General features: G+C 72.6%; 18 protein-coding genes. 15 read left to right on the top strand and 3 right to left on the bottom strand.

Annotation, left to right across the window (positions count from 1 at the left end):
- Positions 1 to 13: 13 nt before the first annotated feature.
- From aroC to aroB, 3 genes are read left to right on the top strand one after another with little or no spacing between them, the layout of a single operon-like run.
- Positions 14 to 1,207 carry a chorismate synthase gene (gene aroC, locus K415_RS0116840; protein ID WP_024288211.1) on the top strand — a complete coding sequence of 398 codons (1,194 nt, stop codon included), beginning with the start codon at positions 14 to 16 and terminating at the stop codon, positions 1,205 to 1,207.
- On the top strand, positions 1,204 to 1,797 hold the full coding sequence (locus K415_RS0116835; RefSeq protein WP_024288210.1) for a shikimate kinase: 594 nt from the start codon (positions 1,204 to 1,206) through the stop codon (positions 1,795 to 1,797). Before aroC ends, K415_RS0116835 begins: the two co-directional genes overlap by 4 nt.
- The gene (gene aroB / locus K415_RS0116830; RefSeq protein ID WP_024288209.1) at positions 1,790 to 2,923 is read left to right on the top strand and encodes a 3-dehydroquinate synthase; all 1,134 of its coding nucleotides are present in this window, start codon (positions 1,790 to 1,792) and stop codon (positions 2,921 to 2,923) included. The genes K415_RS0116835 and aroB overlap by 8 nt, the downstream gene beginning before the upstream one ends.
- Positions 2,924 to 2,974: 51 nt before the next feature.
- On the opposite strand, the gene K415_RS0116825 is transcribed toward aroB, so the two are convergent.
- The gene (locus K415_RS0116825; protein WP_024288208.1) at positions 2,975 to 3,580 is read right to left on the bottom strand and encodes a hypothetical protein; all 606 of its coding nucleotides are present in this window, start codon (positions 3,578 to 3,580) and stop codon (positions 2,975 to 2,977) included.
- Between the two features lie 107 nt (positions 3,581 to 3,687).
- Between K415_RS0116825 and aroQ the strand changes: the two genes are divergently transcribed.
- The 5 genes from aroQ (at position 3,688) to nusB (ending at position 6,405) form a co-directional block, all read left to right on the top strand.
- Positions 3,688 to 4,131: a type II 3-dehydroquinate dehydratase gene (aroQ, locus tag K415_RS0116820; protein WP_024288207.1), complete on the top strand. Its 444-nt coding sequence runs from the start codon at positions 3,688 to 3,690 to the stop codon at positions 4,129 to 4,131.
- A gap of 103 nt (positions 4,132 to 4,234) precedes the next feature.
- Positions 4,235 to 4,849: a sigma factor-like helix-turn-helix DNA-binding protein gene (locus K415_RS0116815; protein WP_024288206.1), complete on the top strand. Its 615-nt coding sequence runs from the start codon at positions 4,235 to 4,237 to the stop codon at positions 4,847 to 4,849.
- Positions 4,846 to 5,271, top strand: coding sequence for a hypothetical protein (locus K415_RS0116810; RefSeq protein ID WP_024288205.1), 426 nt, complete (start codon positions 4,846 to 4,848; stop codon positions 5,269 to 5,271). Before K415_RS0116815 ends, K415_RS0116810 begins: the two co-directional genes overlap by 4 nt.
- Positions 5,272 to 5,420: 149 nt before the next feature.
- Positions 5,421 to 5,984 carry an elongation factor P gene (efp, locus tag K415_RS0116805; RefSeq protein ID WP_024288204.1) on the top strand — a complete coding sequence of 188 codons (564 nt, stop codon included), beginning with the start codon at positions 5,421 to 5,423 and terminating at the stop codon, positions 5,982 to 5,984.
- 4 nt (positions 5,985 to 5,988) lie between these two features.
- Positions 5,989 to 6,405, top strand: coding sequence for a transcription antitermination factor NusB (gene nusB / locus K415_RS0116800; RefSeq protein ID WP_024288203.1), 417 nt, complete (start codon positions 5,989 to 5,991; stop codon positions 6,403 to 6,405).
- On the opposite strand, the gene K415_RS0116795 is transcribed toward nusB, so the two are convergent.
- Together K415_RS0116795 and K415_RS0116790 are read right to left on the bottom strand one after the other, a co-directional pair.
- On the bottom strand, positions 6,383 to 8,638 hold the full coding sequence (locus K415_RS0116795) for a bifunctional diguanylate cyclase/phosphodiesterase (protein ID WP_024288202.1): 2,256 nt from the start codon (positions 8,636 to 8,638) through the stop codon (positions 6,383 to 6,385). The genes nusB and K415_RS0116795 overlap by 23 nt on opposite strands.
- 67 nt (positions 8,639 to 8,705) lie before the next feature.
- Positions 8,706 to 12,059, bottom strand: coding sequence for a bifunctional proline dehydrogenase/L-glutamate gamma-semialdehyde dehydrogenase (locus tag K415_RS0116790; RefSeq protein ID WP_024288201.1), 3,354 nt, complete (start codon positions 12,057 to 12,059; stop codon positions 8,706 to 8,708).
- Between the two features lie 151 nt (positions 12,060 to 12,210).
- On the opposite strand from K415_RS0116790, the gene pyrR reads away from it, so the two are divergent.
- From pyrR to pyrF, 7 genes are read left to right on the top strand one after another with little or no spacing between them, the layout of a single operon-like run.
- The gene (pyrR, locus tag K415_RS0116785; RefSeq protein WP_024288200.1) at positions 12,211 to 12,837 is read left to right on the top strand and encodes a bifunctional pyr operon transcriptional regulator/uracil phosphoribosyltransferase PyrR; all 627 of its coding nucleotides are present in this window, start codon (positions 12,211 to 12,213) and stop codon (positions 12,835 to 12,837) included.
- Positions 12,834 to 13,829, top strand: coding sequence for an aspartate carbamoyltransferase catalytic subunit (locus K415_RS0116780; RefSeq protein ID WP_024288199.1), 996 nt, complete (start codon positions 12,834 to 12,836; stop codon positions 13,827 to 13,829). The genes pyrR and K415_RS0116780 overlap by 4 nt, the downstream gene beginning before the upstream one ends.
- Complete coding sequence (locus K415_RS0116775; protein WP_024288198.1) at positions 13,826 to 15,193, top strand: dihydroorotase; 1,368 nt, start codon at positions 13,826 to 13,828, stop codon at positions 15,191 to 15,193. The genes K415_RS0116780 and K415_RS0116775 overlap by 4 nt, the downstream gene beginning before the upstream one ends.
- Complete coding sequence (locus tag K415_RS0116770) at positions 15,190 to 15,747, top strand: hypothetical protein (protein WP_024288197.1); 558 nt, start codon at positions 15,190 to 15,192, stop codon at positions 15,745 to 15,747. The genes K415_RS0116775 and K415_RS0116770 overlap by 4 nt, the downstream gene beginning before the upstream one ends.
- A complete protein-coding gene (carA, locus tag K415_RS0116765; RefSeq protein WP_024288196.1) occupies positions 15,744 to 16,991 on the top strand; it encodes a glutamine-hydrolyzing carbamoyl-phosphate synthase small subunit in 1,248 nt (415 codons plus the stop codon). The genes K415_RS0116770 and carA overlap by 4 nt, the downstream gene beginning before the upstream one ends.
- Positions 16,975 to 20,328 (top strand): carbamoyl-phosphate synthase large subunit, encoded by a 3,354-nt coding sequence (gene carB / locus K415_RS0116760; protein ID WP_024288195.1) that lies wholly within the window; start codon positions 16,975 to 16,977, stop codon positions 20,326 to 20,328. Before carA ends, carB begins: the two co-directional genes overlap by 17 nt.
- Positions 20,325 to 21,200, top strand: coding sequence for an orotidine-5'-phosphate decarboxylase (pyrF, locus tag K415_RS0116755; RefSeq protein ID WP_024288194.1), 876 nt, complete (start codon positions 20,325 to 20,327; stop codon positions 21,198 to 21,200). The genes carB and pyrF overlap by 4 nt, the downstream gene beginning before the upstream one ends.
- Positions 21,201 to 21,237: the final 37 nt, after the last annotated feature.

The raw sequence follows: 21,237 nt of genomic DNA, 5'->3' as shown, positions 1-21,237 counted from the left end.
GAAGGATTGCGCCATGCTGCGCTGGTTGACGTCCGGGGAGTCGCACGGCCCTGCACTCGTGGGGATCATCGAGGGTCTGCCCGCCGGGGTCGAGGTGGCCACTGCGGACGTGGCCGCGGCACTCGCGCGCCGTCGTCTCGGTTACGGCCGGGGCGCACGGATGAGCTTCGAGCAGGACGAGGTGCGCATCCTCGCCGGCCTGCGCCACGGCGTCACCCAGGGTGGTCCGCTGGCCATCGAGATCGCGAACAGCGAGTGGCCCAAGTGGGTCGACGTCATGGCAGCGGACCCGGTGGAGGACCCGGCCCTGCTCGAGCGGGCCCGCAACGCCCCGCTGACCCGGCCCCGGCCCGGCCACGCCGACCTGGTCGGCATGCGCAAGTTCGGCTTCGACGACGCACGCCCGGTGCTCGAGCGCGCATCGGCCCGCGAGACGGCGACGAGGGTCGCCCTCGGCCTGGTCGCGGCGAAGTTCCTGGAGCAGGCGGTCGGGCTCCGGCTTGTCTCGCACGTCGTGGCGATCGGCCCGGTGGGCGTGCCGGACGACGCCGTGCTGCCGACGCCGGAGGACGTCGACGCCCTGGACGCCGACCCGGTGCGCTGCTTCCACGCCGAGACGTCCGCCGCGATGATCGCCGAGATCGACGACTGCCAAAAGGCCGGCGACACCCTCGGCGGCGTCGTCGAGGTGCTCGCCTACGACGTCCCGACCGGGCTCGGCAGCTACACGCACTGGGACCGGCGGCTCGACGCAAGGCTCGCCGCTGCGCTGCTCGGGATCCAGGCGGTCAAGGGCGCCGAGATCGGCGACGGCTTCCGTACCGCGACCCGCCGCGGGTCGCAGGCCCACGACGAGATCGACCGCGACCCGTCGACCGGCCTGATCCGCCGGCGCACCAACCGCGCGGGCGGGGTCGAGGGCGGCATGTCCAACGGTGAGGTGCTCAAGGTGCGCGCCGCGATGAAGCCGATCTCGACGGTGCCGCGTGCGCTCGCCACTGTCGACGTCGCGACCGGCGAGACGGCCCAGGCGATCCACCAGCGCTCCGACGTGTGCGCGGTCCCACCGGCGGCCGTCGTCGCCGAGGCCATGGTCGCGCTCGTGCTCGCCGAGGCCGTGCTCGAGAAGTTCGGCGGAGACAGCGTGGCCGAGGTCGCCCGCAACCACGAGGCCTACCTGGCGGCCATCCCCGAGCTGCAGCGGTGAGCCCGACACGTCCGACCCCACCGGCGCGTCCGACCCGTCCGGTCGTGGTGCTGGTCGGGCCACCGGGGTCGGGCAAGTCCACGGTTGCGCGCGCCCTGGCAAAGCGACTGGGGGTCGTCGCTCGCGACACCGACGCCGACGTCGAGCAGATCGCGGGCAAGTCGATCAGCGACGTCTTCGTCGAGGACGGCGAACCGCACTTCCGCGACCTGGAGCGCGGCGCCGTCGCTGCGGCCCTCGCCGAGCACGACGGCGTCCTGGCGCTGGGCGGGGGAGCGGTTCTCGATCCCGGCACCGAGGCGACGCTGGCCCGGTACGTGGCCGACGGCGGCACTGTCGTCTTCCTCGACGTCTCACTCGCGCACGCCGCACCCCGGGTCGGCTTCAACACCGCCCGACCGCTGCTGCTCGGCAACCCCCGCGCCCAGTGGCAGGCCCTGATGGCGGCCCGACGTCCGGTGTACGACCGGGTCTCGACCCTGCGGGTGGACACGAACGCGATGCGGCCGCACACGGTGGCAGCGACGATCGCCGAGGCGCTCGGTCTCGGCACCACGGAGATGCTCGACGAGGAGTCCGACAGTGAGTGAGAACCCGGGCCCGACGACGATCCGCGTCGAGGGCGAGAACCCCTACGACGTCGTCGTCGGCCACCACCTGCTCGGCGAGCTCGGCACGCTGCTCGGGACCGGCGTGCGTCGCGTCCTGGTCGTGCACCCGGGAGCGCTCACGGCATCGGCCGAGGCCGTGCGGGAGGACCTCGTCGCGCACGGCTACCAGGCCTTCCTCGCCGAGGTGCCCGAGGCCGAGGAGGCCAAGTCCGTGCAGGTCGCGGCCTTCCTGTGGCAGGTGCTCGGCCAGGCCGACTTCACCCGGAGCGACGCCGTCGTCGGGCTCGGTGGGGGAGCGACGACGGACCTGGCGGGCTTCGTCGCCGCGACCTGGCTGCGCGGGATGAAGGTCATCCAGGTCCCGACGACCCTGCTGGCCATGGTGGACGCCGCCGTGGGCGGCAAGACCGGCATCAACACCGCGGAGGGCAAGAACCTCGTCGGCGCGTTCCACCCGCCCGCCGGCGTGCTGTGCGACCTGGAGACCCTCGACTCGCTGCCGGTGCACGATCGCGTCGCCGGCCTCGGCGAGGTCATCAAGGCAGGGTTCATCGCCGACGAGCGGATCCTGGAGATCGTCGAGGCCGACCCGCGCGGACTGACCGCGCCGGCCCTCACCGGCGCGGCACGTGGCGCCCTGCGTGAGCTCATCGAGCGCTCGATCGCGATCAAGGCGCGCGTCGTCGGCCAGGACCTGCGCGAGGCGGACCTGCGCGAGATCCTCAACTACGGCCACACGTTCGGCCACGCGATCGAGCACGTCGAGCGTTTCTCGTGGCGGCACGGGGCTGCGGTGTCGGTCGGCATGGTCTTCGCCGCGGAGCTGGCCCGCCTCGCCGGACGCCTGGACGACGAGGTCGTGGACCGGCACCGCGCGGTGCTGACCGCTGTCGGCCTCCCGGTGAGCTACCGGGGCGACCGCTGGGACAAGCTGCTCGCGGCGATGCGGCGGGACAAGAAGTCCCGGGGTGACCTGCTGCGCTTCGTCGTCCTCGAGGGCATCGGCCGTCCGACCCGCCTCGAGGGCCCCGATCCGGCCTTGCTCGCCGCCGCCTACGCAGAGGTCAGCCGGGACGCGCCGTCGGGCGCCCCCGTGCACCTCTGAGCCGGCGGCAGGGTCAGGTCCGGTGTCGGGTCCTGTGTCGGGTCCGGTGTCTCAGGAGCAGGGGACCTCGAGGTCGCGCGCCTCCTGAGTCGCCCACATGGTCGGCTCGACGCCGTGCTGGCCGACGGCCAGGCAGAACGCGTCGGCCGATGCGCTGACGATGGTCACCTCGGTGCCTGGCCCGAGCGTGAGTCCCGAGGACGTCAGCTCCGCGAGGTCCGTCGTGTAGGAGAAGGCGTCCACCCGGTACGTCTCTTGGGCGAGCATGGCGCTGAGCAGGGTGGCCCGCAGCACCGCGTCATCGACCCGCTCCTGCTGGACCTCGACCGTCCGCATCCCGAGCGCGGCCATGGCGCCGAGGCCGAGGAGCGCGGCCCCGAGGATCGACCCGACGACCAACGCGACGGTCCGGCCCGTCGGGCCGGTTCGCCGGCTCTGCGCCCAGGCAACGGTCGGTGGCGTCCTCGGCGCCCAGTGCGCGTCCGGCGGTGCCATGGTCGGGGGCGGCGCCAGGTCCGGCCGTGGCACCGGGGTGGGGTGCGGTGCCGCAGTGGGCTGCCACCGCAGGCCGTCCCACCACCAGCGCCCGTCATCGCTCAGCAGGTGACCGGCCGCGCCTGCCGGTGGCTCACCCTCGGGCACGAACGTGCGCTCCATCGTCGGCTCCTCGGTCTCCGCGGCGTCCGGTCACGTCTCATCGGACATCGGCAGGATCGGCGCCCGACCTGAGCCGTCGGCCGCGCCGCATCCCCTAGCCTTGCGGCATGACCCGCGTGCTGGTGCTCAACGGACCCAACCTCGGCCGTCTCGGCGTCCGCGAGCCGGAGATCTACGGGTCGGCGACCCTCGCCGACCTGCGTGCGGCCAACGAACGATGGGGCGCGCTCCTCGGCCTGGAGGTCGAGGTACGGCAGACCGACGACGAGTCCGAGCTGGTCGGCTGGATCCATGAGGCCGTCGACGCCAGGACGCATGTGGTCCTCAACCCGGCGGCCTTCACGCACTACTCCTACGCCCTGCGGGACGCCGCCGCGCAGATCACCACGTCGGGGCTGCTGCTCGTCGAGGTGCACCTGTCCAACCCCGCCGCGCGCGAGCAGTTCCGCCAGCACAGCGTGATCGGCCCCGTCGCGACCGGCACCATCGCAGGCTTCGGCCCCGACTCCTACCGCCTGGCCCTCGAAGCCATCGCCGCCCGCCTCGCCTGATCCGTTCCGGTCCGGTCCGGTGATGGGTCGGCGAGGCGTCGACGGCGTGGGGTACAAGGGTGGGCTCTTGTGTGCAACATCACTAACCTCTAGGCTTGTTGACATGTTGGTGTTGACGATCGACCAGATCGGGAGTCGTCGGCTGGGGGACCGGGTCGACGGACTGCTCAGCGACCTCGCCGGATGGCTGCCCGACGGCACGGCCGGAGTCGTCCGGGCCTTCGAACGGACCGTCGGCGACGAGGTCCAGGCAGTGCTCGACGACCCGGAGCTCGCGGTGGACGTCGCGCTGCGGGTCCTGCGGCGTGGCGGCTGGAGCATCGGGATCGGCGCCGGGCCGGTCGACGAACCCCTGCCTGCCAGCGCCCGCGCCGGCAGCGGTCCGGCGTTCGTCCTGGCGCGCGACGCCGTGGAGCGCGCGAAGAGCCGGCTACGCCCCGTCCCGATCGCCGTCGCGGCGTCGTCCGACGATCGCGCCCGGGACTGCGAGGCCGTCCTGAGCCTGGTCGGTGCCATCATGTCCCGACGCACGCCGCAGGGCTGGGCAGTGATCGACACCGTCATCGCACTGGGGCCCGAGACCACCCAGGATCAGGTCGCAGCGCACCTCGGCATCAGCCAGCAGGCAGTCAGCCAACGGCTGCGCACCGCACTGTGGGCCGAGGAGACCGCCGTCCGACCGGTGGCCGCACGCCTGCTCGACGAGGGGGACAGATGACCGAGTGGCTCGCAGTGCTCGCCGGCACGGGCGCCCTGGCGCTCAGCGCCCTCGCCGGCGCCCCGCTGACCGCGGCGGTGCTACGGCTCGCCGCACGTTCCGCCGATGCGGGCGGGGACGACCCGGGCCACGGTGCCGGCACGGACCCGGACCACAGCGGCGACGGGCCGGTGGGTGACCGCGCGCGCGGGACGTTGCGCGGGGGGCTGTGGATCGGGATCCTCGAGCGCCTGGCCATCACCGGTGCCCTGCTGACCGGCTACCCGGCCGGCATCGCGTTCGTCATCGCGGTCAAGGGCCTCGGCCGGTACCCCGAGCTGCGGGAGAACCCTGGCGCGTCCGAGCGGTTCGTCATCGGCACGCTCACCTCGATGCTGTGGGCGGTCCTGGTCGGCGGCGCGTTCCGGCTGCTCGTCCTGTAGGACGCCGCCGATCGACCGGGACGCCGCCGATCGGCCCCGTCTCGCGGACCGATCCGGGAAGCCGGACGCGGTGGCGGGCCCGCGGGCCCCAGGACGATAGACTCGACGCCGCACTCGCGCACCTTCAGAACTCGACAGGAAGATCCACTGTGGCCACGACCAATGACCTGAAGAACGGCATCGTCCTCAAGATCGACGGCCAGCTCTGGACCGTCGTCGAGTTCCAGCACGTCAAGCCGGGCAAGGGCGGTGCGTTCGTCCGGACCAAGCTCAAGAACGTCCTGTCCGGGAAGGTCGTCGACAAGACCTTCAACGCCGGCCTCAAGGTCGAGACGGCCACCGTCGACAAGCGCGACATGCAGTACCTGTACAAGGACGGCACGGACTACGTGTTCATGGACTCGTCCACGTACGACCAGCTCTACGTCCCCGACGTCACCGTCGGCGACTCCGCGAGCTTCCTGCTGGAGAACCAGCAGGCGATGGTCGCGACGCACGAGGGCAGCCCGCTGTACGTCGAGCTGCCACCCTCGGTGGTCCTGGAGATCACCTACACCGAGCCCGGTCTGCAGGGCGACCGCTCGACCGGTGGCACGAAGCCCGCGACGGTCGAGACCGGGGCTGAGATCCAGGTCCCGCTCTTCCTCGAGGTCGGTACCCGGATCAAGGTCGACACCCGCGACGGCTCGTACCTCGGCCGAGTGAACGACTGACCCGGTGGGAGCCCGCAGCAAGGCCCGGAAGCGCGCGCTGGACGTCCTGTTCGAGGCGGACCAGCGTGGGCTCGCCGCGCTGAACGTGCTCGCGGACCGGATCGCCCAGCCCGGCACCCAGGCCGCGCTGCCGCAGTACTCGGTCGAGCTCGTCGAGGGCGTCCTGGCGCACCGCGACCGGATCGACGAGCTGATCTCGACCTACTCGCACGGCTGGACCCTCGAGCGGATGCCTGCGGTCGACCGCGCGGTGCTCCGTCTGGGCGCGTGGGAGATCCTGTTCAACGACGACGTGCCGGATGCGGTCGCGGTCGACGAGGCCGTCGAGCTCGCCAGGGCGCTGTCCACCGACGAGTCCCCGACCTTCGTCAACGGGTTGCTCGGCCGACTGGTCGAGCTCAAACCGACGCTGCTGGGCTGATCTCCCGAGGACCCTGCGCGGGGACCGTCCTGCTCAGTGGGCGGCGGCCGCGGATCGGCACCGTCGGTGACGGCCGGCCGAGCATGTGGCCCTGGACCATCTCGACACCGAGATCCATCAGGGCGGTCAGCTCGGCGGCCCGCTCGACGCCCTCCGCCACCACGTCCAGACCGTGTGCTGCGGCCAGCGCGAGGATCGCACGGAGCACCGCCGCACCCTCCGGCGTGGTGATGTCCCGGACGAAGGTGCGGTCGATCTTCAGGATGTGCAGCGGGAGCTCGCCGAGCCGGGACAGCGAGTTGTACCCGGTGCCGAAGTCGTCGAGGGCGATCCGCACGCCCCGTTCCACGAGGGTCGCCAACGACGCGCGCACGTGCGCTGCGTCGTACAGCAGGGCGCTCTCGGTCACCTCGATCGTGAGGCGGTCCCAGCCGTCGGTTCCCCAGGACCGCTCGACCTGCTGGACGAAGTCGCGCTCGTCGAGCTGACGCGCCGCGACGTTGACCGCGACCGGCAGGTCGAACTTCTCCGAGCCGGCGCGCGCGGCGACGAACATCTGCCTGCCGATCTCGACGATCAGCCCGGTCTCCTCGGCCAGCGGCAGCCACTCGGCCGGGTGCCGCAGCCGGCCGTCACGCCGCCATCGGGCCAGGACCTCCAGCCCGACCACCTCGAGGGTGGCGGTGTCGGTCAGGGGCTGGAAGTGCGCGACGATCTCACCGCACGCGATGCCCCGCTCCAGGTCCTGGCGCACGGCGGACTGCGCCTTCATCCGGGCCCGCAGCTTGGTGTCGTACAGGGCGACGCCCGCGTGCGAACGCTTGCCCTCGAGCATCGCCAGGTCGGCCTCGCGCAGCAGCGCGCTGGGGTCGACGATGTCCCCGGGTCGCCACGACGCGATGCCGACGGTGAGCCTGGTCGGCGCGACGTCGCGCCCGGGCGGCTCGAACTCGTCCCGCAGGCGCTGCGCCAGCACACGGAGCTCGGCGTCCGGCCCGGCGCGCTCGAGCAGCACGACGAACTCGTCACCACCGTGCCGCGCGAGGATCGCGTCGGACCCGGCCGTGCGCCGCAGGTGCTCGGCGACCAGGATCAGCAGGCTGTCGCCCCAGTCGTGCCCGTGCCGGTCGTTGGCGTGCTTGAAGCCGTCCAGGTCGCAGAAGAGGACCGCGACCCGCGTGCGCTCGACGTTCGCCTTCTCCAGCGCCTCGGTGACCTTGCGGTCGAGCGAGTGCCGGTTGTGCAGGCCGGTCAGGGAGTCGGTGAACGCGGCGCTGCGCAGTCGTGTGGTGAGGGCGTTCCGCTCGGCAGCGCTCGACACCACCCGGGCCAGGTCCCGCAGGAACGTCTGCCCGACGGTGTCGGTCGGGCGGCCCTCGGTGGAGAAGAACTCGGTGACGAACCTGTCCCGGGCCAGCGGCCGCAGGCTGCCCTCGATCGACGGGTCGCCGAGGAGCGTGCGCGCCTCGTCACGCGCGCGGACCAGGACCTGGTCGGGCGTACGCAGCAGCCACGCCGCGTTGGTGACTGCCGCCAGGGAGTCGCGCATGACGCTGCCCTGCAGGGCCTCGCGCCGGACGGCCGTCAGCCGGGCCGTCGCGACCACCTGCAGGCCGATCACCAGCGGGATCACCCATGCGCCACGCAGCAGCTCGGTGAGCTCGGTCGGGGGCGGCATGGTCGAGGCGATCAGGAGCGCGATCGAGAAGAAGCTCGTGACGATCAGGACGCCGCCCGACGGCGTCACGGTCAGGCCGCGGACGGCGTGCAGCAGGTACAGCCCGACGACGACCACCGGGACGAGCACGACCGCTGCGGTCAGCGGACCGGACACCGGCAGCCCGGCCTCGAGGCGGTGGGCGTGCACGAGGTCGGTGGTCAGCCACAGGGCGACGCCCACGCCGTACCAGCCGGCGAGCACCGCGGCGAGCACCCGGACGTCCGAGCCACCGGTGTAGGCCCGGACGGCAGGCAGGCACAGGACGAGGCTGGCGCCGATCGCGCAGAAGCGCAGCAGGAGAAGGGTCTCGGTCGCCTCTGCCGGCACGACCCCGAGCAGTCCGTTCACCAGCGTGACGACCGCGAGACTCAGCGACAGGGCGAGCGTCCATCGGGCCTCTGACCTGCGGCTGCTCCCGCGGATCCAGCTCGCATGCAGCAGCGACATGCCGATGACGACACCCGCGACGACGCACTGGATGACGGTCGGCCACGACAGGACAGATGCGGGCACAGGGGAAGTATCGGTTCCGGCACCTGGTGCCTTGAGCGCGACTCGCCGCGCATTCGGCTGATCTTCTTCACCCGTTCGTGTCTGGTTCGCCCGGGCTGACGTGACCCAGACGGTGCACGGTGCGGCTGATGGCCTGCTCGCGCAGGACCGTGAGCAGCTCGCGTCGCCCGGCGGCGAGCACCGGTCCGTCGATCACGGTGACCTCGCCGGTGCGGGTCCGCGCCGCCGCCGTCAGACCGTCGGCCGAGCCGATCAGCCGGATCCGGCCGGTCACGTCGCCGCTGCGGACCCGCGCAGCGAAGACGTCGTCGGTCTCGACCCGCGCCGAGCTGACGGTCACCGGGACACCGGCGCGCTCGGCCGCCGCCAGCACCCGGGTGACCTCACGGTCACGCGCGTCCGTGCCCACCCGCACCGTCAGCAGCGGGACCGGGCGGTAGCGCAACACGTTGGCCTCGACACCGAGTCCGGCGAGCTCGTGCTCGACACCCAGGTCACCGGACCAGCACCGCTCGTCGTCCGCCGTCGCCCAGGCGAGCCAGCCGACGTCGTCCTGCGGGACCTCGGGTGCGTCGGACCACTCGCCCAGCTGGGCGACGTAGTTCGGGCCGCCCGCCTTGGCCCCCGGACCGACCACCGAGGCCTTCCAGCCGCCGAACGGCTGCCGGCCCACGATCGCACCGGTGATGTGGCGGTTGACGTAGGCGTTGCCGACCTCGACGGTCTCCAGCCACGTCGCGATCTCCGCCTCGTCGAGGGAGTGCAGCCCACCGGTGAGCCCGAAGGCCACGGCGTTCTGCAACGCGATCGCCTGCTCGAGCGTCTCGGTCCGCATGACGCCCAGGACCGGACCGAAGCACTCGGTGGTGTGGAGGAAGGAGCCGGCCGCCACCCCGTGCTTGACCCCCGGCGACCACTGGTACCCGTGCGCGTCGAGCTGCCGGGGACGTACGAGCCAGTGCTCACCAGGGTCCAGAGTCGTCAGGGCGCGCAGCAGCTTGCCGGCGGCGGGCTCGGTCAGCGGTCCCATGGTCGTCGACAGGTCCGTGGCCGGCCCGACGGCGAGCGAGCTCACCGCGTCCGCGAGCTGGCGGCGCAGCCGGGTGGACCGGCCGGCCGACCCGACCAGGATGAGCAGGGACGCGGCCGAGCACTTCTGACCCGCATGCCCGAAGGCCGACCGCACGACGTCCGCCACGGCCAGGTCGACGTCGGCCGACGGCGTGACGACCAGGGCGTTCTTCCCGGAGGTCTCGGCGACCACCTCGAGGTCCGCACGCCACGAGGCGAAGAGCTGCGCGGTCTCGATCGAGCCGGTCAGCACGACGCGCGCGACCGCCGGGTGGGACACGAGTCGGCGGCCGGCGGCGCGCTCGGTGGCGATCACCACCTGCAGCACGTCACGCGGGACGCCGACGTCGTCCATCGCGCGGTGCACGGCGGCCATCGCCACCTGGGTGCACCGGGGGACCAGGTGAGCGGGCTTGACCAGCACCGGCGAACCGGCGGCCAGCGCCGCGAGCACCGAGCCGACGGGGATCGCCACCGGGAAGTTCCACGGCGGCGTGACCACCGTCAGGCCGTGCGGCCGGAACCGGGCACCCGGAACGGCGCCGTCGGCCAGGAGCTCGGCCTGATCGGCGTAGTACCGGGCGAAGTCGACCGCCTCGCTGACCTCGGGGTCGGCCTCGGCGATCGTCTTGCCTGCCTCGTGGACCATCGTCGCGACGAGGTCGCCGCGAGCCCGCTCGAGGTGGACCGCGGCGCGCCGGAGGACCTCGCCACGCTCGTGCGGGGCCGTGGCGGCCCACCGGTCCGCCACGGCGGTGGCCCGTGCGACAGCGGCGTCGACGTCCTGGACCGAGTCGACGACCACGGCGGGTGGTGCCGGGACGTCCCTGGTCAGCAGGTCGATGGCCCAGCGGCGCGATGCGGCCACGGCCGGGTCGGTGTCGGTCGCGTTCCGGAACCGGTGCCCGGCCCCCGCCGGCCCGACCCGGTCGGTCACGTCTTCCCGGTCGGCCAGGTCGACCACCGGCCGTGCTCGTCGCCGCGGTGCCGTCGCGACCACCTCCGCGTCGTGCAGCGAGGCGATGAAGGCCTTGCGCTGGCCGTCGAGGCCACCCGAGCCGCCCGAGCCACCTGCGGCGAAGAGGTCGTGCAGGAAGTTCTCCGCCGCGGCGTTCTCCTCGAGCCTGCGGATCAGGTACGCGATCGCGACGTCGAAGTCGGAGCGCGCGACCACCGGCGTGTACAGCAGGACCCGCCCGACGTCGTCCCGCACGGCCCGGGCCTGAGCCGGGGCCATGCCCTGCAGCATCTCGATGTCCAGGGCCTCGCCGACGCCGCGGTCCTGCGCCAGGAGGTGGGCCAGCGCGACGTCGAACAGGTTGTGGCTCGCGACGCCGACCCGGAGGTGGGCGGTGGACCCGGGTCGCAGCGCACGGTCGACCAGGCGGACGTAGCTGGCGTCCACCTCCGCCTTCGTCGGGTAGGGCGCCTGCTCCCAGCCGTGCAGCACCCCCTCGACCTGCTCCATGGCCAGGTTGGCGCCCTTGACCAGCCGGACCTTGGCCCGCGCACCACCCCGTGCCACCCGGTGCGCAGCCATCGCCGTGATCGCCTCGAACGCCCCGAGGGCGTCCGGCAGGTAGGCCTGCAGCACGATGCCCAGCTCGAGGTCGTGCAGCTCGGGCTCGACCAGCAGGCGCTCGAAGACCTGGGTGGTCAGGGCCAGGTCGCGGTACTCCTCCATGTCGAGGTTGAGGAAGGTGCCCCGGTCCCGCGCCGTCCGGTAGAGCGGCAGCAGGGTGGCGACCACCCGATCCCGGCTGCCCGCGATGTCCCAGGTGGACAGCTGGCTCGCGACCGACGAGACCTTGACCGAGACGTAGTCGACGTCCGGCCGCGCCACGAGAGCCGTGACCCGGGCCAACCGACCGGCTGCCTCGGCCGCACCGAGCACTGCCTCGCCGAGCAGGTTGAGGTTCAGCCGGAAGCCGTCCGCCCGGGCCCGGGCGATGTGCCCCGCCAGGCCGGGACCCGCGTCGGCGACCAGGTGGCCGACGAGCTGACGCAGCCGGAAGCGCGCAGCCGGCACCACCAGGGCGGGCAGCACCGGGGCGAGCACCGTCCCGAGGCCGAGCAGCACGCGGTCCACCGGCCCCAGGAAGCCACCCGCCGCATCGGTGTAGGGGGCCAGGCCCGCGAGCTCGCGGGCCGCGACGTCGACGTCCTGCGGCCGGGCGACGCGGTCGACGAACCGCACGGCGAGCTCGAGGCCCGCAGGGTCCGAGACCAGGGCAGCCAGCCGGCCGGTCGTGCGCCGCTCGTGCTCGGTCTCACCTGCCGCCGTCGCGTCGATCCAGTGCTGCGCGAGCGCCGTCGCGGCGTCTGCCAGGGATGTGACGGGGTGGTCCATGGACCCATGCTCTCGGCCCGACGCCGCGCTGTCTTGTCACACCCGCACCGACGGTGGGCCGATCCGCGCGGTGCACCGTCGGTGCAGTAGGATCCGGACCGTCAGACATCCTTTAAGACCCGTCCAGAGAGGCGGGGAAGGAGGTCGCCAGATGTCCTCTGGCCCCGCTGTGCCCGCCAGTCATGATCTTCCCTCCGGTCCGACCGCTCACGGCGGTCCCGCCCCCGACGACTCCGGTTCCGAGGTCCTCGGCCCACCCGAGATCTCCCGCGCGCTGACCCGCATCGCGCACGAGATCCTCGAGCGGAACCACGGCGGCGCCGAGCTCGTCCTGCTCGGCATCCCCACCAGGGGGCTGCCGCTGGCCCGCCGCCTCGCCGCCAAGATCGCCGACGTCGAGCCGTACCTGGACGCGGCAACCATCGCCGGCTCGCTGGACGTCACCATGTACCGCGACGACCTGCACCGGCACCCCACACGCACGATCGGCGCGACCCAGGTCCCCGAGGACGGCATCGACGACAAGGTCGTCGTGCTGGTCGACGACGTGCTCTTCTCGGGCCGGACGATCCGCGCGGCCCTCGACGCCCTCAACGACATCGGCCGGCCACGCACGGTCCAGCTCGCCGTCCTCGTCGACCGCGGCCACCGCGAGCTGCCCATCCGGGCGGACTACGTCGGCAAGAACCTGCCGACCTCGCTGGTCGAGAAGGTGCGGGTGCGTCTGGTCGAGACCGACGGCGTGGACTCGGTCCGGATCGACGGGGGCGTCCGATGAGACACCTGCTCAGTGCCGCCGACCTCGACCACGACGCGACGATCCACGTGCTCGACACGGCCGCGCAGATGGCCGCGACCCAGAGCCGGGAGATCAAGAAGCTGCCCACCCTGCGCGGCAAGACGGTGGTGAACCTGTTCTTCGAGGACTCCACCCGCACCCGGATCTCGTTCGAGACGGCGGCCAAACGGCTCTCCGCCGACGTGATCAACTTCAGCGCGAAGGGGTCGAGCGTCTCCAAGGGCGAGTCGCTCAAGGACACCGCCCAGACGTTGCAGGCGATGGGCGCCGACGCCGTCGTGATCCGGCACCCCGCCTCCGGCGCGCCGCACCGGCTCGCGCACTCCGGCTGGGTCAGCACCTCGGTGGTCAACGCCGGCGACGGAACCCACCAGCACCCCACCCAGTCGCTGCTGGACGCGTACACGATCCGGCGGCACCTGACCGGCACGGGAGACAACCCGGACGGGGTCGGCAACGACCTCGCCGGCCTGCACGTGGCGATCGTCGGCGACGTCCTGCACTCGCGCGTCGCCCGGTCCAACGTGCAGATGCTGCACACCCTCGGCGCACGGGTCACGCTCGTCGCACCACCGACCTTGGTGCCGGTGGGCGCCGAGGCCTGGCCGTGCACCACCTCGTACCACCTCGACGAGCTGATCACCGACCAGCAGCCGGACGCGATCATGATGCTCCGCGTCCAGCGCGAGAGGATGGGCGGCGACGGACCGGGCGGCCGCGGGGTGCCCGGCTTCTTCCCGAGCCCGCTGGAGTACACCAGGGCGTTCGGCCTGGACAGCCGGCGGATGGCGATGCTGCCCGACCACGCCATCGTGCTGCACCCGGGTCCGATGAACCGCGGGCTGGAGATCTCCGCCGATGCGGCCGACTCGGTCCGGGCCGTGATCCTCGAGCAGGTGTCCAACGGCGTCGCGGTGCGGATGGCCGTGCTCTACCTGTTGCTGGCCAAGGAGAAGGAGACGTCGGAATGAGCGCGGCACCCGAGTACCTCCTGCGCGGCGTCGCACCCCTGGGCGGTGAACCGACCGACCTGCTGCTCGCCGACGGACGGATCGCAGCGATCGGGGCCGAGGCCGGAGCACGCCACGGCGCGGCCGGCGTGGTGACGATCGACGGCACCGGCCTGGTCGCGCTGCCGGGTCTCGTCGACCTGCACACCCACCTGCGCGAACCCGGCAGGGAGGACGCCGAGACGGTCTTCACCGGGACGCGTGCCGCGGCCCTCGGCGGCTTCACCGCCGTGCACGCGATGGCGAACACCTCACCGGTCGCGGACACCGCAGGCGTCGTCGAGCAGGTCTGGCGGCTCGGCCGCGACGCGGGCTGGGTCGACGTCCACCCGGTCGGGGCCGTCAGCCTCGGCCTCGCCGGGGAGCAGCTCGCCGAGCTGGGCGCCATGGCGCACTCCGCGGCCCGGGTCCGGGTCTTCTCCGACGACGGCAGGTGCGTGCACGACCCGGTCCTGATGCGTCGTGCGCTCGAGTACGTCAAGGCCTTCGACGGCGTGATCGCCCAGCACGCCCAGGAGCCACGACTGACCCAGGGCGCCCAGATGCACGAGGGTGTCGTCTCGGCCGAGGTCGGGCTGGCCGGGTGGCCGGCCGTGGCGGAGGAGGCGATCATCGCGCGCGACGTGCTGCTGGCCGACCACGTCGGCTCGCGGCTGCACGTCTGCCACCTGTCCACCGCCGGGTCGGTGGAGATCATCCGGTGGGCCAAGGCACGCGGCATCGCGGTGACCGCCGAGGTCACCCCGCACCACCTCGCGCTGACCGACGACCTCGCCCGCACCTATGACCCGCTCTACAAGGTCAACCCCCCGTTGCGCACCGCGGCCGACGTCGAGGCGGTCCGCGCCGGGCTCGCCGACGGGACGATCGACATCGTCGCGACGGACCACGCCCCGCACACCCGCGAGGACAAGGACTGCGAGTGGGCCGCCGCGGCGTTCGGCATGACCGGTCTGGAGACCGCGCTGTCGATCGTCCAGACGACCATGGTCGACACCGGCCGGATGGACTGGGCCGACGTGGCCCGGGTCCTGTCGACCACCCCGGCGCAGATCGGGCGGGTGGACAGCGGACCGCACGCCCAGGGCCGTCCGCTCGCCGTGGGGGAGCCGGCCAACGTCACCCTCGTCGACCCGGCGGCACGGTGGACGGTCGACCCCGCGGTCGGCGCCAGCGCGAGCCGCAACACCCCGTACGGCGGCCGCGAGCTGTCCGGACGCGTCGTCGCCACCTTCCTGCGTGGCCGTGCGACGGTCCTGGGCGGCGTGGCCGTCGAGCACCGGGCCGCCAGGTCTGCCGACGCCGAGCAGAGCAGCACCTGGTGACCCGCACCACGCTGGGCGTCATCGCGCTGGCGGTGCTGTTCCTGCTGGCGCTCCTGGCGATGCGGGTCGGGTGGCGCGGGCGCGCTGCCCGCTCGTCCGCGCTGCTCGCCGCGATCCCTCAGGCACCGGACGCCGAGGGGCTCGGCGATGCTCGTTGCACACCCGTCGAGGCGACCTACGTCGTGACCACGACGACCGGCGACTGGCTCGAGCGCGTCGTCGCGCACGATCTCGGGGTCCGGTCCGCGGCGGTCGTCACCGTGCACGACGCCGGCGTCGTGATCGCGCGCACCGGGGCGACCGACGTCTTCATCCCGGCGACCGACCTGCGCGCGGTCGGCAGGGCGCCCGGGATGGCCGGCAAGGTGGTCGGGCGGGACGGTCTCGTCGTGATCGGCTGGACCGTCGGCGACCAGGGCCTCGACACCGGGCTGCGGACCCGGCACGCCGCGGACCGCGAGGTGCTGACCGAGGCGGTGCGCGGCCTGCTGGTGCCGGCCTCGGCCACGACGCCGTCCCGCACGTCCGACCCCACGAGCGAGGAGCACGCATGAGTGACCGGACTGCCGTCCTGGTCCTGGAGGACGGCCGGACCTTCACCGGGCTGGCCTACGGCGCGACCGGCCGCACGGTCGGCGAGATCGTCTTCAACACCGGCATGACGGGGTACCAGGAGACCCTGACCGACCCGTCGTACCACCGTCAGATCGTCGTGATGACCGCGCCGCACATCGGCAACACCGGCATCAACGACGAGGACCCCGAGTCCGGCCGGATCTGGGTCGCCGGCTTCGTCGTGCGCGACCCTGCGATCCGCCCGTCCAGCTGGCGGTCGACGCGGAGCCTCACCGACGGCCTCCTCGCCGACGGCATCGTCGGGATCAGCGACATCGACACCCGGGCACTGACCCGGCACCTGCGCGAGCGGGGCGTCATGCGGGCCGGGATCTTCTCCGGCGAGGCGCTCGTCGACGCCACCGGGCGCCGTCGGGCCGACCAGGACCTGCTGGACGAGGTCGCCGCGGCCCCGTCGATGACCGGTGCGGACCTCGCGGGCGAGGTCTCGGTCCGGGAGCCGTACACGGTCGAGCCGGTCCGTGGGCCGGTGAGCCCGGCCGAACCGGTCGCGACGGTCGTCGCGATCGACCTGGGGATCAAGTCGATGACGCCGCAGCGGCTCGCCGAGCGCGGCGTGCGGACGCACGTCCTGCCCTCGACGGCCACGATGCAGGACGTGCTCGCGCTCGCGCCGGACGGCGTGTTCTTCTCCAACGGCCCGGGCGACCCGGCGGCGGCGGTGCACGAGGTCGAGCTCCTGCGCGCCGTCCTCGACCGCAAGATCCCGTTCTTCGGGATCTGCTACGGCAACCAGCTCCTCGGACGTGCGCTCGGCTACGGCACCTACAAGCTCACCTACGGGCATCGAGGGGTCAACCAGCCGGTGATGGACCGGCGGACCCGCAAGGTCGAGATCACCGCGCACAACCACGGCTTCGCCGTGGAGGCACCGATCGACGCGGAGTCCGTCGCACCGCACGACGGCGGCCGGTACGGCCGGGTCGTGGTGTCCCACATCGCGCTGAACGACGACGTCGTCGAAGGTCTCGAGTGCCTCGACCTGCCGGCCTTCTCGGTCCAGTACCACCCCGAGGCGGCTGCCGGCCCGCACGACGCGAGCTATCTGTTCGACCGCTTCGTCGACCTCATGACCACAGGTTCGGTCACCGGTCGCCCCGCCCGGACCACCGTCGACGCACCCGCCACCCAGGAGAGCCCGAACGATGCCCCGTCGCACTGACATCACGAGCGTCCTGGTCATCGGTTCCGGGCCGATCGTCATCGGCCAGGCCGCCGAGTTCGACTACTCCGGGACCCAGGCCTGCCGCGTGCTGCGCGACGAGGGCATCCGGGTGATCCTGGTCAACTCCAACCCGGCGACGATCATGACCGACCCGGAGTTCGCCGACGCCACGTACATCGAGCCGATCACGCCCGAGGTGATCGAGGCGATCATCGCGGCCGAACGACCCGACGCCCTCCTGCCGACGCTCGGCGGTCAGACCGCGCTCAACGCGGCCATCGCGCTGGACGCTGCCGGCGTGCTCGAGCGCTACGGCGTCGAGATGATCGGCGTCAACGTGGCGTCGATCCACCTGGCCGAGGACCGCCAGCAGTTCAAGGAGGTCGTCGAGCGGTGCGGTGCCTCGAGCGCCCGCAGCCTCATCGCGCACACGATGGACGAGGTGCTGGGCGCCGCCGGTGACCTGGGCTACCCGGTCGTCGTCCGGCCGTCCTTCACGATGGGCGGCCTCGGCTCGGGGATCGCCTTCGACGAGACGCAGCTGCGGCGCATCGCGGGCGCCGGCCTGCACTACTCGCCGACCACCGAGGTGCTCCTCGAGGAGTCCATCCTCGGCTGGAAGGAGTACGAGCTCGAGCTCATGCGCGACAACGTCGACAACGTCGTGGTGGTCTGCTCGATCGAGAACGTCGACCCGGTCGGCGTGCACACCGGCGACTCGGTCACCGTCGCACCGGCGCTGACCCTGACCGACCGCGAGTACCAGAACCTGCGCGACATCGGGATCAAGGTGATCCGCGAGGTCGGCGTCGACACCGGTGGCTGCAACATCCAGTTCGCGGTGCACCCCGAGACCGGGCGCGTCGTGGTGATCGAGATGAACCCCCGGGTGTCGCGGTCGAGCGCCCTGGCGTCGAAGGCCACCGGCTTCCCGATCGCGAAGATCGCCGCACGGCTCGCGATCGGCTACACGCTCGACGAGATCCCGAACGACATCACCGGCTCGACCCCTGCCTCGTTCGAGCCGGCCCTCGACTACGTCGTGGTCAAGGTGCCTCGCTTCGCCTTCGAGAAGTTCCCCGCCGCCGACCCGACCCTCACCACGACCATGAAGTCGGTCGGCGAGGCGATGGCCCTCGGCCGGAACTTCGCCGAGGCCCTGGGCAAGGCCATGCGATCCCTCGACACGTCGCGATCGGTCTTCCACTGGCAGGGTCCGACGCCGGCGGGGGAGCGGCTCGCCGAGCTCCTGGCCACCATCGCGGTGCCGACCGAGCACCGCCTGATCGACGTGCAGCAGGTGCTCCGATCGGTCGGCCAGGACGGTGGGGCGAGCGTCGAGGACGTGTACGCAGCGACCGGCATCGACCCGTGGTTCCTCGACCAGATCGTCCTCATCAACGCCATCGCCGAGCAGGTGGCGGTGGCCGGCGAGCTCAGCCGGGACCTGCTGCGGCGGGCCAAGCGGCACGGTCTGTCGGACGCCCAGCTCGCCTCGTTGCGCGGTATCGGCGAGGAGACCGTCCGCCAGCTGCGGCACGCCCTGGGCCTGCGCCCGGTGTTCAAGACAGTCGACACCTGCGCGGCCGAGTTCGCCGCCTCGACCCCGTACCACTACTCGACGTACGACGAGGAGACCGAGGTCCAGCCGAGGACCCGGCCGGCAGTGATCATCCTCGGCTCGGGTCCCAACCGGATCGGGCAGGGCATCGAGTTCGACTACTCGTGCGTGCACGCCGCCCTCGCGCTGCGCGACGAGTACGAGACAGTGATGATCAACTGCAACCCGGAGACCGTGTCGACCGACTACGACACCTCCGACCGGCTCTACTTCGAGCCGCTGACCTTCGAGGACGTCCTGGAGGTCTACCAGGCCGAGCTCGCCGTCGGACCTGTCGCCGGGATCATCGTGCAGCTCGGCGGGCAGACGCCGCTCGCCCTGGCCGACCGGCTCGAGGCGGCCGGCCTGCCGATCCTCGGGACGTCTCCGGCAGCGATCGACGCGGCAGAGGACCGTGGCCTGTTCGGCCGCGTCCTGATGGCGGCGGGTCTGCCGGCACCCGCTTTCGGCACGGCACGGACCCTCGAGCAGGCCGTCGAGGTCGCCCGCCGGATCGGTTACCCCGTCCTGGTGCGGCCCTCGTACGTGCTCGGCGGGCGAGGGATGGAGATCGTCTACTCGGACGACCAGCTGACCGGCTACGTGGAACGGGCCCTGGCCGGCGCGCGGACGGCGACCGACGCGGGGGCGGGCGGCGAGATCCCGCCGCTGCTGATCGACCGGTTCCTCGACGACGCCATCGAGCTCGACGTCGATGCGCTGTACGACGGGACCGAGCTGTACCTCGGCGGCGTCATGGAGCACATCGAGGAAGCCGGGATCCACTCGGGTGACTCGGCCTGCGTGCTGCCGCCGGTGACCGTCTCGACCGCCGAGATGGACCGGATCCGGGTGTCGACCGAGGCGATCGCCAAGGGCGTCGGCGTCCGTGGCCTGCTGAACATCCAGTTCGCGCTGGTCTCGGACGTCCTGTACGTGCTCGAGGCCAACCCGCGCGCCTCGCGCACCGTGCCGTTCGTGTCCAAGGCGACGGGTGTCCCGCTGGCCAAGGCCGCCGCGCTGCTGATGGCCGGCCACTCGATCGCCCGCCTCCGGGCCGACGGCGTGCTGCCCGCGACCGGCGACGGCGGCTCGCTGAGCCTGGACGCCCCGATCGCGGTCAAGGAGGCAGTGCTGCCCTTCAAGCGGTTCCGCACGGCGACGGGTGCCGTCGTCGACACGGTCCTCGGCCCGGAGATGCGCTCGACGGGCGAGGTGATGGGCTTCGACGTCGACTTCCCGACCGCGTTCGCGAAGTCGCAGGCAGCGGCCTTCGGTGGTCTGCCGACGTCCGGCCGGGTCTTCATCTCGGTCGCCGACCGGGACAAGCGAGCGATCACGTTCCCGGTCAAGCGCCTGAGCGAGCTCGGGTTCGAGATCCTCGCCACCGAGGGCACCGCGGCCGTGCTGCGGCGCAACGGGATCGCCTCGACAGTGGTCCGCAAGCACTCCGCCGGTCGCGGGCCGAACGGCGAGCCGACGATCGTCGACCTGATCACAGCGGGTGAGGTGGACATGGTCGTCAACACCCCGTCCGGCCAGGGCGCCCGCGCGGACGGCTACGAGATCCGCACCGCGACCGTCTCGGCCGACAAGGCGATCGTCACGACCGTCCAGCAGCTCGCCGCGGCCGTGCAGGGCATCGAGTCGCTGCGATCCGGGCCGTTCCGCGTCCGCAGCCTGCAGCAGCACGTCCTGGAGCTGCGACCCGCACCACGCGGGAGCGGCGCATGAACCCGCCGACCGCACCCTTCGGCGCCCGGCTCGCCGCAGCGATGGACGACTACGGCCCGGTGTGCGTCGGGATCGACCCGCACCCCGAGCTGCTGGCCGCCTGGGGCCTGACCGACGACGCCGACGGGCTGCGCACGTTCGCGCTGACCGTCGTCGACGCGCTCGTCGGCCGGGTCGCTGCGCTCAAGCCCCAGTCCGCGTTCTTCGAGCGGCACGGATCGGCCGGGATCGCTGTCCTCGAGGAGGTCCTGGCGACCGTGCGTGCGGCGGACGGGGGCACCCAGGCGGTCCTGGACGCCAAGCGCGGCGACATCGGCTCGACGATGGAGGGCTACGCCGACGCCTACCTGCGGGACGGCGCGCCGCTGGCCTGCGACGCGCTCACGGTCAGCCCCTACCTCGGCTTCGGGTCGTTGACCCCGGCGGTCGAGGCGGCGGTGCGCGCGGGTCGCGGCCTGTTCGTGCTCGCGCTGACGTCCAACCCGCAGGGTGCGTCGGTGCAGCACGCCGTCGGACCCTCGGGGACACCTGTCGCGCGGGCGATGGCGCTCGCTGCGGCCGAGCTCAACGCCGCCGAGCTGGACCGGACCGGCGGTCCGATGGGCTCGATCGGTCTCGTCGTCGGGGCGACTGTCGGCGATGCCGTCTCACGACTCGGGATCGACCTCGCGGCTGTCCGAGGGCCGTTGCTCGCGCCCGGCCTGGGCGCTCAGGGCGCCGGAGCCGCCGAGCTCGCCCTGGCGTTCGCCGGCGCCGGCCGCAGCGTGCTCGCGGCGACCTCGCGGGCCGTCCTGGCGGCCGGGCCGGACCGTGCGGCGGTGCGGACCGCTGCCCTCGCTGCGGTGCGCGAAGCCGCCTCGGCCCTGCGCTGACCTGGGCCTCTTCTCGTCCCGCGTTGCCGAGAGGGCG

The organism is Cellulomonas sp. KRMCY2 (genome assembly GCF_000526515.1).
GTDB lineage: Bacteria > Actinomycetota > Actinomycetes > Actinomycetales > Cellulomonadaceae > Actinotalea.
Note: the sequence above shows the minus strand (reverse complement) of the source record. Positions and strands in the feature narration are given on the sequence as shown.

Coding starts and splice junctions, on each gene's coding strand:
- aroC (WP_024288211.1), top strand. CDS start 14: ATGCTGCGCTGGTTGACGTCCGGGGAGTCGCACGGCCCTGCACTCGTG.
- K415_RS0116825 (WP_024288208.1), bottom strand. CDS start 3,580: ATGGAGCGCACGTTCGTGCCCGAGGGTGAGCCACCGGCAGGCGCGGCC.
- aroQ (WP_024288207.1), top strand. CDS start 3,688: ATGACCCGCGTGCTGGTGCTCAACGGACCCAACCTCGGCCGTCTCGGC.
- K415_RS0116815 (WP_024288206.1), top strand. CDS start 4,235: ATGTTGGTGTTGACGATCGACCAGATCGGGAGTCGTCGGCTGGGGGAC.
- K415_RS0116810 (WP_024288205.1), top strand. CDS start 4,846: ATGACCGAGTGGCTCGCAGTGCTCGCCGGCACGGGCGCCCTGGCGCTC.
- K415_RS0116790 (WP_024288201.1), bottom strand. CDS start 12,059: ATGGACCACCCCGTCACATCCCTGGCAGACGCCGCGACGGCGCTCGCG.
- pyrR (WP_024288200.1), top strand. CDS start 12,211: ATGTCCTCTGGCCCCGCTGTGCCCGCCAGTCATGATCTTCCCTCCGGT.
- K415_RS0116780 (WP_024288199.1), top strand. CDS start 12,834: ATGAGACACCTGCTCAGTGCCGCCGACCTCGACCACGACGCGACGATC.
- K415_RS0116775 (WP_024288198.1), top strand. CDS start 13,826: ATGAGCGCGGCACCCGAGTACCTCCTGCGCGGCGTCGCACCCCTGGGC.
- carA (WP_024288196.1), top strand. CDS start 15,744: ATGAGTGACCGGACTGCCGTCCTGGTCCTGGAGGACGGCCGGACCTTC.
- carB (WP_024288195.1), top strand. CDS start 16,975: ATGCCCCGTCGCACTGACATCACGAGCGTCCTGGTCATCGGTTCCGGG.
- pyrF (WP_024288194.1), top strand. CDS start 20,325: ATGAACCCGCCGACCGCACCCTTCGGCGCCCGGCTCGCCGCAGCGATG.